A 13956-nucleotide genomic window follows, 5' to 3' on the forward strand; every position below is an offset into this window, starting at 1 on the left:
CTACAACGACATCAGTGAGACACGTATGAAGCAATTCGCAGGCGGTGTGGCCGTCATCACGGGCGGTGCGTCGGGTTTCGGCAAGGAATTCGCCAAGATCGGCGCGGGGTTGGGCATGAAGCTGGTGCTGGCCGATATTCAGCAGGATGCGCTGGATGCCGCTGTGGCCGAGTTCTCGGCGCAGGGCGTGGAAGTGATCGGCCTGCGCGTCGACGTGTCGAAGGTGGAAGACGTGCAGGCGCTGGCGGACCTCGCCATCAAGACGTTCGGCAAGGTCAACCTGCTGTTCAACAACGCCGGAGTGGGCGCAGGCGGCCTGATCTGGGAGAACACCGAGCGCGACTGGGACTGGGTGCTCGGCGTGAACCTGCACGGCGTGATCCACGGCGTCCGCATCTTCACCCCGCTGATGCTCGAAGCCGCCAAGAAAGATCCGTCGTACGAGGGCCATATCGTCAATACGGCGTCGATGGCGGGGCTGCTGAATGCGCCGGCCATGGGCATCTATAACGTGTCAAAGCACGCGGTGGTGGCGCTGTCCGAATCGCTGTACCAGGACTTGAGCCTGGTGACCGAACAGATTCATTGCTCGGTGCTGTGTCCGTACTTCGTGCCGACCGGCATCACGCAGTCTGACCGCAATCGCCCGCAAGATCTGGCGAACACGGCGCCGCCCACCAAGTCGCAGCTCGTTTCGCGCGCCATGTCGGAAAAGGCGGTCAGCTCCGGCAAGGTCACCGCCGAGCAGGTCGGTCAGATGACCTTCGATGCGATCCGCAACGCGGGCTTCTACATCTACTCGCATCCGCACGCGCTGGCGCCCGTGCAGCATCGCTTTGAAGACATCATCTCGCAACGCAATCCGTCCGATCCGTTTGAAGGCAAGCCGGACGTGCGCGCGCGTCTGGTTGATGCGCTGCGCGGGTAATTCCACCTCCACGACTGCCACAACGCCGAGATCGCCATGAACACTGCAACGGCTGCCGCCATCACGGAATCGCAATTCGCCGATCTGCCCAACGGCACGCGGCTGCATTACGCCAGCGCGGCAAGCGTGGCGCGCCGCTGATGCTGTTCGTGCACGGCTTTCCGGAGTTCTGGTACGAGTGGGAAGCGCAGCTGGCTGCGTTTGGCGACACGCACTTCGCCGTAGCGCCCGACATGCGCGGCTACAACCTGTCGAGCAAGCCAGCTGCGGTGGATGCGTATCGCCCGAAACTGCTGGTGCAGGATCTGACGCAGTTCATCACGGCGCTGGGCTATGAGCGTGCGATTGTGGTCGCGCATGACTGGGGCGGGGCGATCTGCTGGAACCTTGCCATTCAGCATCCGGAGTTGGTCGAGCGACTGGTGATCGTCAATTCGCCGCACCCTTGGGTGTTTGCGAATGCGCTGCTGAGCGATCCGGCGCAGCAGGCTTCATCGGCGTATATGAACTGGTTGCGCCAGCCAGGGTCGGAGCAGGCGCTGGCCGCCAACGACTTCGAAAAGCTCGAAGGCTTCTTCAGCGGCATGGGCCAGCCCGTGGCCGACTGGTTCACGCCCGAGGTGCGGGCGCGCTATCACGCGGCCTGGAGCCAGCCGGGCGAGGGCGGCTCGCATGGCCTGACAGGCGGCGTGAACTATTACCGCGCCTCGCCGCTGCACCCGCCCGCGGAGGGCACGGCGCCGCTGCGCATCGACCAGATGCCGCCCGAGGCGTTCGTCGTCAAGGTGCCCACGCTCGTGATCTGGGGCGAGATGGACATGGCGCTGCCAAAAAGCCTGCTCAACGGGCTAGAGCGGTTCATTCCGGACATGCGCCTGGAGCGCATTCCCGACGGCACGCACTGGGTCGTGCACGAACAACCGAAGCGCGTTACGGCGCTGATCCGGTCGTTCGTTTCCTGACCCGCCCGCGTTACATCGATTCCGCCAGCATGCGGCGGTAGTCGTCCGCCGTGGCAATGCGCGGGTTGGTCTTGTGGCAGTGGTCGAGCAGGGCGCCTTCCACGACATGTTCCAGCGCATCTTCGGGTACGCCCATCTGGCGCAGGCCGGTCGGCAGGCCCAGACGCGCCGTCAGGTCATGCACGGCCTGGGCGAGGTCAGCGCCCGCCGGCAGGTTCATCACGCGGCGCATGCGGGCGTAGCGGTTGTCGCGCACCACCGTCTCGGCCGTTTCGTTGAAGCGCAGCACCGCAGGCAGTACCACGGCATTCAGCGTGCCGTGATGCAGCCCCGTCTTGCCGTCGACCTTCACGCCGCCCAGCGGGTGCGACAACGAATGCACGCACCCCAAGCCCTTCTGAAACGCCATCGCACCCTGCATCGACGCGCTCATCATGTTCAGGCGCGCATCGCGGTCGGCGCCATCGCGCGTGGCACGTTCGATGTTGGCCCATGCGCGCTCCAAACCATCCAGGGCGATGCCGTCCGCAGGCGGGTTGAACGCCGGCGCGAGGAAGGTCTCGATGCAATGCGCGATCGCATCCATGCCGGTGGCGGCCGTCAGCGCGGGCGGCAGGCCCAGCGTCAGCTCCGCATCGCAGATGGCCGACTTGGGCAGCAGATGCCAAGAGTGGAAACCGAGCTTGCGGCCGTCTTCCAGGATGATGATCGCGCCGCGTGCGACCTCGCTGCCGGTGCCGGCCGTGGTGGGAATCGCAATCAGCGGCGCCGCCGCTTCCGTGATCTTCGTGCTGCCGCCCTCGATGGTCGCGTAGGTGGTAAGCGGTTCCGGGTGCGTGGCCGCAATGGCGATGCCCTTGGCCAGGTCAATCGACGAACCGCCGCCAATGGCGATCAGCCCGTCGCAGCCGGCGTCCTTGTACTGCGCCGTGGCCTTCAGCACCATCGCCTCGGTCGGGTTGGAAGGCGTTTCGTCGAACACGGTGACGGGCAAGCCGCCTGTAGCGTCAATGGCGCGCTGCGCCAAGCCTGCTGCCGCGACGCCCTTGTCGGTCACGATCATCGGCCGGCGGATGCCGACGCGTGCGCATTCGCTTTTCAGTTCGTTGACGGTGCCGAAACCGAGGTGAACGTGGGTGAGGTAAAAGATGAGGGCCATGCTGTCTCCGGAGGGTGTTTGCCTGCGTCGCCCGTCTTGTCGCGCGGGCGTGGTTCAATGGATACTCCGATGATAGCCAAATTAGAACGATCGTTCAGTTCCCGCCCCGCATGCAGCACCCATCTCTCGACCCGCACGTTGCCCAGTTGCTCGATCTGGTGGCGCGTGCCAAGCGTCCGCCGCTGAACGCCCTTGACCCAGCCGACGCCAAGATCGCCTACGAAAAAAGCAGCCCCATCGTCGACATCCCGGCCATCCCGCTGGAGGCCGTGCACGACCTGACGGTGCCGGCGCGCGACGGCCATGCCATTCCTATCCGCACGTACGCGGCGCGTGAGGCCAGTTGGGCCGATCCGCTGCCGTTGCTGGTGTATTTCCACGGCGGCGGTTTTACCGTGGGCAGCATCAAGACGCACGACCAGCTTTGCCGGTCGCTGGCGGCCAAATCGGGCGCGATGGTGTTGTCGGTGGACTACCGGCTTGGGCCCGAGTGGAAATTCCCCACGGCAGCGAACGACGCATTCGACGTGCTGCAGTGGGTGTTCGACGAAGCCGCCACCATTGGCGCCGATGCGGCGCGCATCGCGTTCGGTGGCGACAGCGCGGGCGGAACCTTGGCGGCCGTGACTGCCATCGAGGCACGCAACCGCGGCCTGGCGCCGGTGCTGCAACTGCTGATCTATCCGGGCACCACCGCACGCGAATCCACGCCGTCGCATCGCGAGTTTGCCGAGGGCTACCTGCTGACGCACGAGATGATCCGCTGGTTCTTCTCGCAATACCTGCGCAGCGATGCCGACCGCGACGACTGGCGTTTCGCCCCGCTCGATGCAGGCGGCCACGGCGCGGATGTGACAGGCGTATGCCCCGCGTGGATTGCGGTGGCGGGCTTCGACCCGATCCGCGATGCCGGCATCGGCTACGCCAACAAGCTGCGCGCAGCCGAGGTGCCAGTCGAGCTGAAACTGTACGAAGACATGATTCACGACTTCTTTAAGATCGGGCGCTTCGTGCCGGCCGTCGAAGACGCACACCGCGACGCCGCCAACGCGCTACGCCGCGCCTTCGGCACCGAGACCGAATCCCCATAACCAGAGCAAAAAAAGGAGACCACATGGCGATCGAGGATTTCCGCCACAGCACACCCCTGCGCGTACGCTGGGCCGAAGTCGATGCGCAGAGCATCGTCTTCAACGGCCACTACCTGCTGTACGCCGATGTGTGCATCACCGAATACTGGCGCAGCATCGGCGTGCGGTATCCGGTCGATGTGGTCGACACCTTCGGCGTGGATTTCTACGTGGTCAAATCCACGCTCGAATACCACGCCTCCGCGCGCTTTGACGACGAGCTGGACTTGCGCTGCCGCGTGGCGCGCCTGGGCCGCTCCAGCATCCGCTTTATCATCGAGATGTATCGCGCAGACGAACACCTCGTGACCGGCGAAGTGATTTACGTGTGCGCCGACCCTGCCACGCAGACCTCCGCGCCGATTCCCGACGCGCTGCGCGAGCGCATCCTCAATTTCGAAGTCCTGAAGCCTGAAGTGTGAGAACCGAGCATGACTGCCCCTGAATCTGTCCGCCCGCTTGCTGGTGTTGAAGTTGCCCGCTGGGACGCCGTGCGCGAAGAAGCCCGCGCCATCCGCTACGACGTGTTTGTCACCGAACAAGGCGTGCCCGTTGAATTGGAATGGGACGAATGGGATGACCAGTGCTGGCATGCGCTGGCACACGACACGGCCGGGCGTGCCGTCGCCACCGGCCGCCTGCTGCCCGACGGACATATCGGCCGCATGGCGGTGCGCAAGGAGGCGCGGGGCACGGGCGTCGGGGCGCGCGTGCTGGAGGCCCTGATCGACAAGGCGCAGTCGCTGGGTTACCCCGAGCTGATCCTGAACGCGCAAACGCACGCCATGCCGTTCTACGTGCGCGCGGGCTTTACGGCCGAGGGCGAGGAGTTCGAGGAGGCCGGCATTCCGCACCGAACCATGCGCCGTCTGCTTACACGTTGATGCCGTGGGCGGCCCGCACAATGGCTGCGATGGCCGCCTGCGCTGCCGGCGACGCGGTTCTGCCGTGCAGGCGCACAATCCCCGTGGTCGAGGGCGGCGACAGCCAGCCCTTCACCGCCAGCCGCACCAGCGCGCCGGTTTCCAGCTCCTCCCGCACCGCTGCGTTCGTGGCGCCAAGCACGGTGTCCGTTGTGAGTGCCACCGTCTTCAATACGCCGTAGTTGTCGCATTCCAACGCGATGCTGGCTTCCTGGCCTGCCGGTAACCCAAGCAGCATCGCCAGCTCCACCTTTGACGGGCTCAGGAGCTTCGGTACGGCAATGCCGTATTCCCAGACCTCGCGCAGCGTGTGCGTGTGCCCCGCCAGCGGATGGCCGGCCCGCACGTACAGGTGAGGGGGCTGGCCGCCGATCGGTTGGATATCCAGCGCAGCGTCTTTCGGCATGTCGCGCACGTCGGCGGCGAAGAACTCGATGCTCTCGCTGCGCAGGCTCTCCAGCAGTTGCACCCAATTGCCGACTTCCATGCGCAGAGCAACCTGGGGATGCTGCTGCCGCAGTTCCTGCAGTGCTTGCGGCATCAGCGTGGCCGTCAGCAGCGGCCCGACGCCGAATGCCGTGTCGCCAAGCTGGCTGTCGCGATACAGATCGACATCGCGTTGCAGGCAGCGCGCTTCGAACAACAGGCGCCGCGCACGTTCGATGACGAATTCGCCGGCCGGGGTGGGACGCACGTCGCCGGTTTCGCGATCGAACAGGCGGATGCCGAGATCGTCTTCGATCGCCTGGATGCTGCGGCTGAATGCGGGCTGGCTCAGATGCACCGCCTGCGCGGCCCGCGCGAAGTGCAGCGTGTCGGCGAGGGCAACAACGTGGCTGAGGCGTCGCAAATCCATGATGTTGCGTCCTGCGCATTGAACGGATGTTCATTATGCATTGGACGCATTGACCTGGCACTCCTAGGCTTGTCTGCACAACAAAAGCGAGGAGACACCAATGAGTTCGCACATGGAGCACGCGCTGATCGTCGCCTGCATCCTCGGATTTGCCGCCATGGAGTTCGTGACGCGGCGCTATCAGGTCAGCGTGCGCGGCCGCGCGACCGCCAACGATGCCTGGCTGGAAGTGCTGATGTTCATCAGCCTCGTCGCCGTCACCCAGCCGATCGCGCTGCTGGGCAGCAACGCATTGTGCAACTGGCTCATTCCGGCGCAGCACAACGCCTGGGCCGATCTGCCCTGGTGGGCGATGACCGGGTTGCTGCTCATTGGCGATGACCTGACGCAATACCTCTGGCACCGCGCCTCGCACACACCGCTGCTGTGGCCGCTGCACCGTGCGCACCACAGCGCGTCGTACATGAGCGTGCGCGTGACGTACCGCAACAACTTCTTCTACTACCTGATGATGCCGGGGCTGTGGATTGGCGGCGTGGCCGTGTACCTGGGCTTTGGGCCCGTCTATGCCGCGTACTTGGTCGTCAAGCTCACCGTCATTGTTGGCGCGCATTGCGCCTGGCCCTGGGATGCGCCGCTGTACCGCATTCGCGTGCTGCGCCCGCTGATGTGGGTAATCGAGCGGACGATTTCCACGCCCGCCACGCACTGGGCGCATCACGCACTCACCAACGCCGACGGCATCGGCCACTACAAGGGCAATTTCGGCAACCTGCTGTTCTTCTGGGATGTGCTGTTCGGCACCGCGCATATCACGCGCAAATATCCCGCGAAGATTGGTCTGCAGGACGACGTGCTGTTCGGCGCCGAGCCGTGGACGGCGCAGATGTTCTATCCGCTGGTGCAGTCCAAGCGCGAACATTCGGCGTTGCGCCCGGGCGGCGCGGCCATCACCGAAATGGAAGTGGATCAGGCAGCCAGCGCTAGGCAGGAAGCGGCCTGAGCGGCCCAGCGCTTACGTATCGGCGTGCGTGACGGTATCGAGCACGCCGAGGTAGCGCGTCTCGCCAATCTGGCCCTGGGCATCGAAGCGGCGTTCGGTCACGTCGAAGCAGCCGTCGTGGCGGATGCGCAGGATGGTGCTGGCGCGTGTGCCGTAGCGCGGCGAGCGGATGAAGGCGGCGGAAAGCAGCTTCTCCCACTCGGGCGCCACGCCGGTGGCGGGCAGGGCGCCGGTCGGTGCTTCGCGCGTTTCCGACAGCAGATCGAGATAGCGCGCCACGTCCAGCGCGTTGCCGTGCCGGCCCGTATCTGCGGCCAGCGCTTCGGCAAAGGCGGCCATGCGATGCCGCACCTTGAACCACGGCGTATCGAGCAATGCGTTGGACAGCCCGTAGAGGCCCGGCGCGAGCTTGCGGGGCGCTTCGGCGCGGTTGCTCGTCCACCAGAGTTCGTCGCGCGTGGCGGTCAGCAGGTTGTAGCCGTTGTAGGCGCGGTCGCGTGCAGTGAGGCTATCGAGATAGGCGGGCACCGACATGTCGTCCGCCATCAGGAAATTGGAGACGAGCTCCCCGCGCGAGCGTGCATCGGGCCGGCGCTCGGACGGCGCGCGGTAATTCGTCAGCGCGGCAAAGCGGCCGTCGCGCGTCATGCCCATCCACGTGCCTGCGTGACCGACCACCTGGGCCATGTCACGCCCGGCCAGCACATTGGGCGCGTCGCTCCACCACGCCAAGGGCGCGGCAGGGCGGTCATAGAATTCGTCCCGGTTGGCGGCCACCACCAGCGCGTAGGCGGGGTGGGCGTGCCAGGCCGTGAGAATCAAACACATGAGCACTTCCTTTGAACATGCCGCGCAACGAACGGCAAATGGTCAATGTGACGACCTGTGTCGCGCGGGCTTCGGCCAAGCATAGCAGCCTGCCGGATTTTTGCGATGAGGATTGCGGCAGGGCGCCGTCAGCTGTTTTCCAGATCGACAAACAGCTCGGCGTGGCGTTCACCCGCGACCAATTCGCGCGGGCCGCCGGTTTCCCACAGCGCCGCCAGCGTGGCGGCAAATGCGGGCGGGACGTCGTCGTAAGACTCCATCCACGTGGCCTGGCCGTCGCGTGTTTCGGGGCGGCGCATCAACGCGCCGGCCACGCCGGTCGCTTCTTCCACAGTCTCGAGCCAACGCTGCCAGCGCGGCAGGGCGGCGGCAGCGTCACGCTCGGCGATGCGGAAGTAGACGAACAGGTGGTCGGCCATGATGGGGGCGGTGTCAGGCGTTTTCTGAAACGGGAATGACGTACGGCAGCGCTTGCAACGTCAGCGCCGGGCCGTCCGGCGTGGCGAGATGGATCGCGGTGTCGAGCGCGTCCAGCTTCAATTCGACGAGCAGGTCGGTCCCGCCATCGGGCGCCATGGCTGCGTTGACCACCATGCCGCACGGTTGGTTCGGATCGGCGGCGCTGTAGACCTCGGCGCCGGCCGAGGTGGGGGCATTGACGTGGGCGCGGTGCATGCGCCGCTTGAGCGTGCCGCGATACTGGCTGCGCGCCACGACTTCCTGCCCGGGGTAGCAACCCTTGCGGAAATCGACGCCGCCGAGCAGCTCCAGGTTCACCATCTGCGGGACGAACTGTTCCTGGGTGGGGAGGGTGATGTGCGGCACACCTGCCTGCAGGCTCAGCCAATCCCACACCTCGGTGCCGACCAGCGACAGGCGCGACGACAGCGTCTTCCAGGCGTCCTGGAAGTGCTCGGCATGCACCATCCATTGATAGCGGGGGCGGCCGCCGGCATCCGGCAGGCGGACGACGGCACCGACTTGCTGGCCGACCGTGGCGGGCTGCTGTGCCACCGCGTTGACGGCATCCGGCTCCGGCAACACGGCACCGGCCTCACGCAGCGCGTCCGCCGCGTCCGGCCCGGCGACGCCGATGGCGATGAACTCGTCCATCGGGCGGAGCTTGGCCTTGGCGCGCAGCACGAACATCGACAGGCGCTTGGTCAGTGCCGGCGCGATGGCCTTGTCGGTCTGCAGCACGAACGTATCGGCCTGACGCCACACCAGCAGCGTGGCAAGCAGCCGACCCTTGGGCGAGCAGTAGCCCGCCAGACGCGCCTGGTTCAGGCCCAGGCCCGTGACGGCGTTGGTCAGCTGGTTATGGAGGAACTCGGCGGCATCGGCGCCTTCGACGGCGATGCGGGCCAGATCGGTCGGCGCGCAGAGCACGCTGCCGCGCGTGGCGGCGTCAAATTGCACGTCGAGCGGGGGAAAGCTCAGCGTATCGACAAAATCGTGGAAGACATCGTTCATGGTGCGGGGCGGCCTGAGATTGACCCGGTATTATATTGGGCTGTCTGAAGGGCAGCTTGTGCCCTGTCTATCCATTTCAAGAGTGCGGAAATCGCCGGTGTCGGCCGGTTCCTCACGCAGATTCGCAACAGAATGCTCTCTTTTCTCAAACGCCTGGTCCTGCTGGCCATCCTGATTGTGCTGGCGGCGGCAGGTGGCGTGGTGTGGTGGGCCCAGCAACCGGTGAGCCTGGCGGCGTCGCCGCTGGAGGTGGTGATCAAACCGAACTCGAGCGTGATCTCGGTTGGCAAGCAGCTTGCCAATGCCGGTGTCGGCGTGCAGCCGCAGTTGTTTTCGCTGCTGGCGCGCGCCACGGGCAACGCCAAGAGCCTGAAAGCCGGCGGCTATGCGCTGGAAACCGGCGCGACGCCCATGTCGATCCTGGACAAGATGGCGCGCGGCGACGTCACGCATTACGTCGTCACCGTCATCGAGGGCTGGTCGATGCGGCAGATGCGGGCGGTGGTCGACGCCGAGCCTGCGCTCAAGCACGACACGGCGGGCATGTCGGATGCGGACCTGATGCGCAAGATCGGCGCGCCGGAGGCCAACCCCGAAGGCCTGTTCTTTCCCGACACCTACCTCTTTGCGCGCGGCAGCAGTGATGTGGAGCTCTATCGCCACGCCTACCAGGCCATGCAGAAGCGCCTGAACGATGCCTGGGCCAAGCGCTCGCAGGATCTGCCATACAAGACGCCGTACGAGGCGCTGACCATGGCTTCGATCATCGAAAAGGAGACCGGCCAGAAGCTGGAGCGCCCGATGATCGCCGCCGTGTTCGTCAACCGGCTGCGCAAGAACATGCTCCTGCAGACCGATCCGACGGTCATCTATGGCCTTGGGGCCGGCTTTGACGGCAATTTGCGCAAGCGCGACCTGCAGACCGACACGCCGTACAACACCTACACGCGCACGGGCCTGCCACCCACGCCCATCGCGCTGCCGGGCATGGCCTCGCTGCAGGCGGCGCTGAACCCGGCACCGTCGGACGCGCTGTATTTCGTGGCGCGCGGCGACGGCAGCAGCCAGTTTTCGACCAACCTGACGGACCACAACCGGGCCGTCAACAAATATCAGCGCGGCCAACCATGACCGGCAAGTTCATCACATTCGAAGGGATCGACGGGGCAGGCAAGAGCACGCACCTCGCGTGGTTTGCACAGCAACTGCAGGCGAAGCTCGCGCCCCTGGGCAAAAAAGTGGTCGTCACCCGCGAGCCGGGCGGCACGCCGCTAGGCGAGCGGCTGCGCGAAGTGCTGCTGCACGAACGCATGCACCTGGAAACGGAAGCGCTGCTGATGTTTGCCGGCCGCCGCGAGCACATCGCCGAAGTGATTCAACCGGCCCTGGACGCCGGCGATTGGGTCATCTCCGACCGCTTCACCGATGCCACGTTCGCCTATCAGGGCGGGGGCAGGGGCTTGGCGATCGACCGGCTGGAGGTGCTGGAGCACTGGGTGCAGCAGGGTCTGCAGCCGACCAAGACCATCCTCTTCGACTTGGCACCCGAAATTGCCGCTGCACGCCTGGCCGATGCCCGTACGCCAGACAAGTTCGAAGCTGAGTCCGCGCAGTTTTTCCTCCGCACGCGTGCCGAATACCTGCGCCGCGCAGCGGCGGAGCCGGATCGCTTTGTCGTGCTCAACGCCAACCGCGAGCGCACCGATATCCAGAAAGACTTAGAGAATGTGCTTGCAACGCTCTGATTCTGCAGGCAATTTCGGATACGGAAATAATGGTTTCACGGCGAGTCTCTGCATCAACAATCTAACGTAACCCATTGATTCATGATGCTTTATCCCTGGCAATCCGCTGACTGGTCTCGTCTGCAAGCAATGCGGGCCAAGTTACCGCATGCGATTCTGCTCAACGGCCAGGCTGGTACCGGCAAGCGCGATTTCGCCATGCATTTCGCGCAAAGCCTGCTGTGCGATACGCCGGCGGCCGACGGCCAGCCGTGCGGCACGTGCGCCGCGTGCAACTGGTTTGCGCAGGGCAACCATCCGGATTTCCATCTCGTGCGCCCTGAAGCAATGGAAGACGCGCCCGAGACAGAGAAGGACGCCGACGGCAAGAAGAAGGCGCCGAGCAAGATCATCCGCATGGAGCAGGTCCGCAACCTCATCGAAGGGGTGGGGGTCGGCACGCACCGCGCCGGGTTGCGGGTGGTCGTGCTGTATCCGCTCGACGCGTTGCAGACCGAAGGCGCCAACGCGCTGCTCAAGACGCTGGAAGAGCCGCCGCAGAACACCGTCTTCCTGCTGGTGACGGATCGCATCGACCGCATCCTGCCGACCATCCTGTCGCGCTGCAGGCAGTTTCCGCTGCAGCCGCCCCAGCCCGAGGCGGCGCGCCAGTGGCTGGAGCAGCAAGGCGTGCCGCATGCGCAAAACCTGCTGGCCGAGTTCGGCAATGCGCCGCTGGCCGCGCTGGCCGCCGCTGAATCCGAAGACCGCCCGCTGCTGCAATTCCTGCTCGAACAACTGGGCCAGGGCGCAAAGCTGGACGCACTCGCCACGGCAGATCATTTACAGAAATTGTCGGTGCCTGCCGTTCTCAGTACCATGCACCGGTGGGTCTTTGACCTGATGGCGGCACGGCTGGCGGGGCGTCCGCGTTATTTCCCGGGGCAACGCGATGCGCTGCAACGTTGCGCGAACAGCATCCCGCTGGATCGCTTGGAACGTTTTGCGCGTGCCTTGCCGGAGCGGCGCCGCACCGAGCAGCATCCGCTTGCCGCGCGACTTGTCATCGAAAGCTTGTTAATGGATTACCGGCAGCTGTTTCCCGCTGCCTGAATTCCAACCTGCACCTGAACGTTTGCACTTTGTGGACACCCTGTGAGCACTGCACCTCTTCGTACGCCCGGCACTCCCGTCACCCCTGGCACACCCGCTGCAGCCGGCACGGCCCCGGGCGCACCGACCCGTCCGGGCATCGTCTCGCTGGCCATCAAGGATGAAGCCGGCCTGCATGCCGCGTATATGCCGTTCCTCAAGAACGGCGGCATCTTCGTGCCGACGCAGCGCCCTTACCGGATCGGCGAGGAAGTCTTCCTCGTGCTCTCGCTGCTGGACCGCCCGCAGAAGTATCAGGTGGCCGGCAAGGTGGCCTGGATCACGCCCGTAGGCACGCCGGCCAAGACGCCGGGCATTGGCGTACATCTTGGCGAAGATGAGCAGTGCCGCGTCCTGCGCCGTGTGATCGAAGAAGTGCTGGGCAAGCAGATCAACTCGCAGCGCCCGACCCAAACCCTCTGATTTTTACCTGATACGGCGCACGAAGTTTGCGCCGTAACTTTCTGATTATTCGATGTTTGTCGATTCCCACTGCCACATCAATTTCCCTGACTTGCGCGCGCGCCTGCCTGAGCTGCTGACGCGCATGCGCGAGAACCGCGTCACCCACGCGCTGTGCATTTCCGTCACGCTCGAAGACTTCCCGAGCGTGCTGGAGATCGCAGAGCAGGAGCCGAACGTGTACGCCACCGTGGGCGTGCATCCCGATGCCGAGGCGGACGTTGAAGAAGGCCGGTCCATTGAAGAGCCCACGCTCGAGCGCCTGCTGACGCTGGCTGACCACCCGCGCGTGGTCGGCATTGGTGAAACCGGGCTCGATTACTACCGCCTGGGCGACCGCACCGTGGCCGACATGGAGTGGCAGCGCGATCGCTTTCGTACGCATATTCGCGCGTCGAAGCAGACCGGCAAGCCGCTGGTGATCCACACGCGCTCGTCGGCCGACGACACGCTGGCGATCATGCGCGAAGAAGGCGCCGAGGCCGCGCGCGGTGTCATGCACTGCTTTACAGAGACCTGGGACGTGGCCAAGGCCGCGCTGGACCTCGGTTTCTATATCTCGTTCTCGGGCATCGTGACGTTCAAGAATGCCGTCGATCTGCAGGAAACCGCCAAGAAGGTGCCGCTGGACCGCATGCTGATCGAGACCGACTCGCCGTACCTGGCGCCGGTGCCGTTCCGCGGCAAGACGAACGAGCCGGCGTACGTGCGCCACGTGGGCGAATTCCTGGCAACGCTGCGCGGCGAACCGCTGGACCGGATTGCCGGCGTTACCACCGAGAATTTCTTCAATCTATTCAATGCGATACCGCGATAACTTGAAGCAAGCAATGAACAAAATCGGCCTCGCTGGTGCGTTGACGATGGCGTTGTCGGGTGTCGCACTCGCCACGCCGCAGGACGATCTGCGCAACGCCGTCGAATACAACCGTCCGGCGCTGGTGCAGAAATATGTCGCGCAGGGCGTCGACCCGAACCTGAAGACCCGCGATGGCACGCCGCTGCTGGTGGATGCGCTCAAGGAGAAGAACATCGAGGTGGCCGAGGCGCTGATCCGCGCCAAGAACATCGATTTCGAGCGCACCAATGCCGCAGGCGAAAACGCGCTGATGATGGCTGCCTACCAGGGTCTGCTGCCCATGGTGAAGCTGATGGTGGAAACGTACGACGTGGAGGTCAACAAGACCGGCTGGACCGCGCTGCATTACGCCGCCACCAACGGCTATGACGACATCGTCAAATACCTGCTCGACCACGCGGCCTATATCGATGCCGAAAGCCCCAACGCGACCACGCCGCTGATGATGGCGGCCATGGGCGGGCACATCACGACCGTCAAGCTGCTGCTGGACGAGG

At 65.0% G+C, this 13956-nt stretch carries 16 protein-coding genes and 1 pseudogene; 12 read left to right on the forward strand and 5 right to left on the reverse strand.

The genetic code is table 11. The features are described 5' to 3' along the window. Positions 1-25 precede the first annotated feature (25 nt). Both FUT88_RS05290 and FUT88_RS05295 read left to right on the forward strand, forming a co-directional pair. Positions 26-928 carry an SDR family oxidoreductase gene (locus FUT88_RS05290; protein ID WP_147214115.1) on the forward strand — a complete coding sequence of 301 codons (903 nt, stop codon included), beginning with the start codon at positions 26-28 and terminating at the stop codon, positions 926-928. A 36-nt stretch (positions 929-964) separates the two neighbouring features. Next, positions 965-1890: pseudogene (locus tag FUT88_RS05295) on the forward strand (alpha/beta fold hydrolase). 10 nt (positions 1891-1900) lie between these two features. Here FUT88_RS05295 and FUT88_RS05300 read toward each other — a convergent pair. Beyond that, positions 1901-3049 carry an iron-containing alcohol dehydrogenase gene (locus FUT88_RS05300; protein WP_024975654.1) on the reverse strand — a complete coding sequence of 383 codons (1149 nt, stop codon included), beginning with the start codon at positions 3047-3049 and terminating at the stop codon, positions 1901-1903. A gap of 110 nt (positions 3050-3159) precedes the next feature. On the opposite strand from FUT88_RS05300, the gene FUT88_RS05305 reads away from it, so the two are divergent. Genes FUT88_RS05305 through FUT88_RS05315 form a run of 3 tightly spaced genes read left to right on the forward strand, consistent with a single transcriptional unit; the run spans position 3160 to position 5063 of the window. Then, positions 3160-4140, forward strand: coding sequence for an alpha/beta hydrolase (locus FUT88_RS05305; protein WP_147214116.1), 981 nt, complete (start codon positions 3160-3162; stop codon positions 4138-4140). Positions 4141-4163: 23 nt separating this feature from the next. After that, positions 4164-4601 (forward strand): acyl-CoA thioesterase, encoded by a 438-nt coding sequence (locus tag FUT88_RS05310; RefSeq protein ID WP_147214117.1) that lies wholly within the window; start codon positions 4164-4166, stop codon positions 4599-4601. A 9-nt stretch (positions 4602-4610) separates the two neighbouring features. Further along, positions 4611-5063 (forward strand): GNAT family N-acetyltransferase, encoded by a 453-nt coding sequence (locus tag FUT88_RS05315; protein WP_147214118.1) that lies wholly within the window; start codon positions 4611-4613, stop codon positions 5061-5063. On the opposite strand, the gene FUT88_RS05320 is transcribed toward FUT88_RS05315, so the two are convergent. Continuing rightward, positions 5053-5958 (reverse strand): LysR family transcriptional regulator, encoded by a 906-nt coding sequence (locus FUT88_RS05320; protein WP_147214119.1) that lies wholly within the window; start codon positions 5956-5958, stop codon positions 5053-5055. The two genes, FUT88_RS05315 and FUT88_RS05320, sit on opposite strands and share 11 nt — an antisense overlap. 100 nt (positions 5959-6058) lie before the next feature. Between FUT88_RS05320 and FUT88_RS05325 the strand changes: the two genes are divergently transcribed. Further along, positions 6059-6961: a sterol desaturase family protein gene (locus FUT88_RS05325; protein ID WP_147214120.1), complete on the forward strand. Its 903-nt coding sequence runs from the start codon at positions 6059-6061 to the stop codon at positions 6959-6961. A gap of 12 nt (positions 6962-6973) precedes the next feature. Here the strand turns inward: FUT88_RS05325 and FUT88_RS05330 are convergent, their stop codons facing one another. From FUT88_RS05330 to FUT88_RS05340, 3 genes are all read right to left on the reverse strand, one after another. Next, the gene (locus tag FUT88_RS05330; protein WP_147214121.1) at positions 6974-7789 is read right to left on the reverse strand and encodes an NRDE family protein; all 816 of its coding nucleotides are present in this window, start codon (positions 7787-7789) and stop codon (positions 6974-6976) included. Positions 7790-7917: 128 nt separating this feature from the next. After that, positions 7918-8208, reverse strand: a complete 291-nt coding sequence (locus FUT88_RS05335) for a DUF4936 family protein (protein ID WP_147214122.1) — start codon at positions 8206-8208, stop codon at positions 7918-7920. A gap of 13 nt (positions 8209-8221) precedes the next feature. After that, the gene (locus tag FUT88_RS05340; RefSeq protein WP_147214123.1) at positions 8222-9262 is read right to left on the reverse strand and encodes a YgfZ/GcvT domain-containing protein; all 1041 of its coding nucleotides are present in this window, start codon (positions 9260-9262) and stop codon (positions 8222-8224) included. Between the two features lie 132 nt (positions 9263-9394). Here FUT88_RS05340 and mltG point away from each other — a divergent pair, with 132 nt between their 5' ends. The 6 genes from mltG to FUT88_RS05370 form a co-directional block, all read left to right on the forward strand. Continuing rightward, positions 9395-10393: an endolytic transglycosylase MltG gene (gene mltG / locus FUT88_RS05345; protein ID WP_147214124.1), complete on the forward strand. Its 999-nt coding sequence runs from the start codon at positions 9395-9397 to the stop codon at positions 10391-10393. Next, on the forward strand, positions 10390-11007 hold the full coding sequence (tmk, locus tag FUT88_RS05350) for a dTMP kinase (RefSeq protein ID WP_147214125.1): 618 nt from the start codon (positions 10390-10392) through the stop codon (positions 11005-11007). Before mltG ends, tmk begins: the two co-directional genes overlap by 4 nt. An 81-nt stretch (positions 11008-11088) precedes the next feature. After that, positions 11089-12099, forward strand: a complete 1011-nt coding sequence (locus FUT88_RS05355) for a DNA polymerase III subunit delta' (RefSeq protein ID WP_147214126.1) — start codon at positions 11089-11091, stop codon at positions 12097-12099. Positions 12100-12141: 42 nt separating this feature from the next. Beyond that, positions 12142-12561: a PilZ domain-containing protein gene (locus tag FUT88_RS05360; protein WP_027681441.1), complete on the forward strand. Its 420-nt coding sequence runs from the start codon at positions 12142-12144 to the stop codon at positions 12559-12561. Between the two features lie 52 nt (positions 12562-12613). Beyond that, positions 12614-13417, forward strand: coding sequence for a TatD family hydrolase (locus tag FUT88_RS05365; protein ID WP_147214127.1), 804 nt, complete (start codon positions 12614-12616; stop codon positions 13415-13417). After that, the coding region (locus FUT88_RS05370; protein WP_147214128.1) for an ankyrin repeat domain-containing protein at positions 13401-13956 on the forward strand (556 nt) is incomplete at its 3' end. The genes FUT88_RS05365 and FUT88_RS05370, both read left to right, overlap by 17 nt.

Source organism: Ralstonia sp. TCR112 (genome assembly GCF_007997035.1).
Taxonomy (GTDB): domain Bacteria; phylum Pseudomonadota; class Gammaproteobacteria; order Burkholderiales; family Burkholderiaceae; genus Ralstonia; species Ralstonia edaphi.

Bases quoted from the DNA above. Each gene is read 5' to 3' on its own strand.
- FUT88_RS05365 (WP_147214127.1), top strand. From the start codon at position 12,614: ATGTTTGTCGATTCCCACTGCCACATCAATTTCCCTGACTTGCGCGCG.
- FUT88_RS05340 (WP_147214123.1), bottom strand. From the start codon at position 9,262: ATGAACGATGTCTTCCACGATTTTGTCGATACGCTGAGCTTTCCCCCG.
- FUT88_RS05305 (WP_147214116.1), top strand. From the start codon at position 3,160: ATGCAGCACCCATCTCTCGACCCGCACGTTGCCCAGTTGCTCGATCTG.
- FUT88_RS05355 (WP_147214126.1), top strand. From the start codon at position 11,089: ATGATGCTTTATCCCTGGCAATCCGCTGACTGGTCTCGTCTGCAAGCA.
- FUT88_RS05320 (WP_147214119.1), bottom strand. From the start codon at position 5,958: ATGGATTTGCGACGCCTCAGCCACGTTGTTGCCCTCGCCGACACGCTG.
- FUT88_RS05315 (WP_147214118.1), top strand. From the start codon at position 4,611: ATGACTGCCCCTGAATCTGTCCGCCCGCTTGCTGGTGTTGAAGTTGCC.
- FUT88_RS05310 (WP_147214117.1), top strand. From the start codon at position 4,164: ATGGCGATCGAGGATTTCCGCCACAGCACACCCCTGCGCGTACGCTGG.
- FUT88_RS05335 (WP_147214122.1), bottom strand. From the start codon at position 8,208: ATGGCCGACCACCTGTTCGTCTACTTCCGCATCGCCGAGCGTGACGCT.
- FUT88_RS05290 (WP_147214115.1), top strand. From the start codon at position 26: ATGAAGCAATTCGCAGGCGGTGTGGCCGTCATCACGGGCGGTGCGTCG.
- mltG (WP_147214124.1), top strand. From the start codon at position 9,395: ATGCTCTCTTTTCTCAAACGCCTGGTCCTGCTGGCCATCCTGATTGTG.
- tmk (WP_147214125.1), top strand. From the start codon at position 10,390: ATGACCGGCAAGTTCATCACATTCGAAGGGATCGACGGGGCAGGCAAG.
- FUT88_RS05300 (WP_024975654.1), bottom strand. From the start codon at position 3,049: ATGGCCCTCATCTTTTACCTCACCCACGTTCACCTCGGTTTCGGCACC.
- FUT88_RS05330 (WP_147214121.1), bottom strand. From the start codon at position 7,789: ATGTGTTTGATTCTCACGGCCTGGCACGCCCACCCCGCCTACGCGCTG.
- FUT88_RS05325 (WP_147214120.1), top strand. From the start codon at position 6,059: ATGAGTTCGCACATGGAGCACGCGCTGATCGTCGCCTGCATCCTCGGA.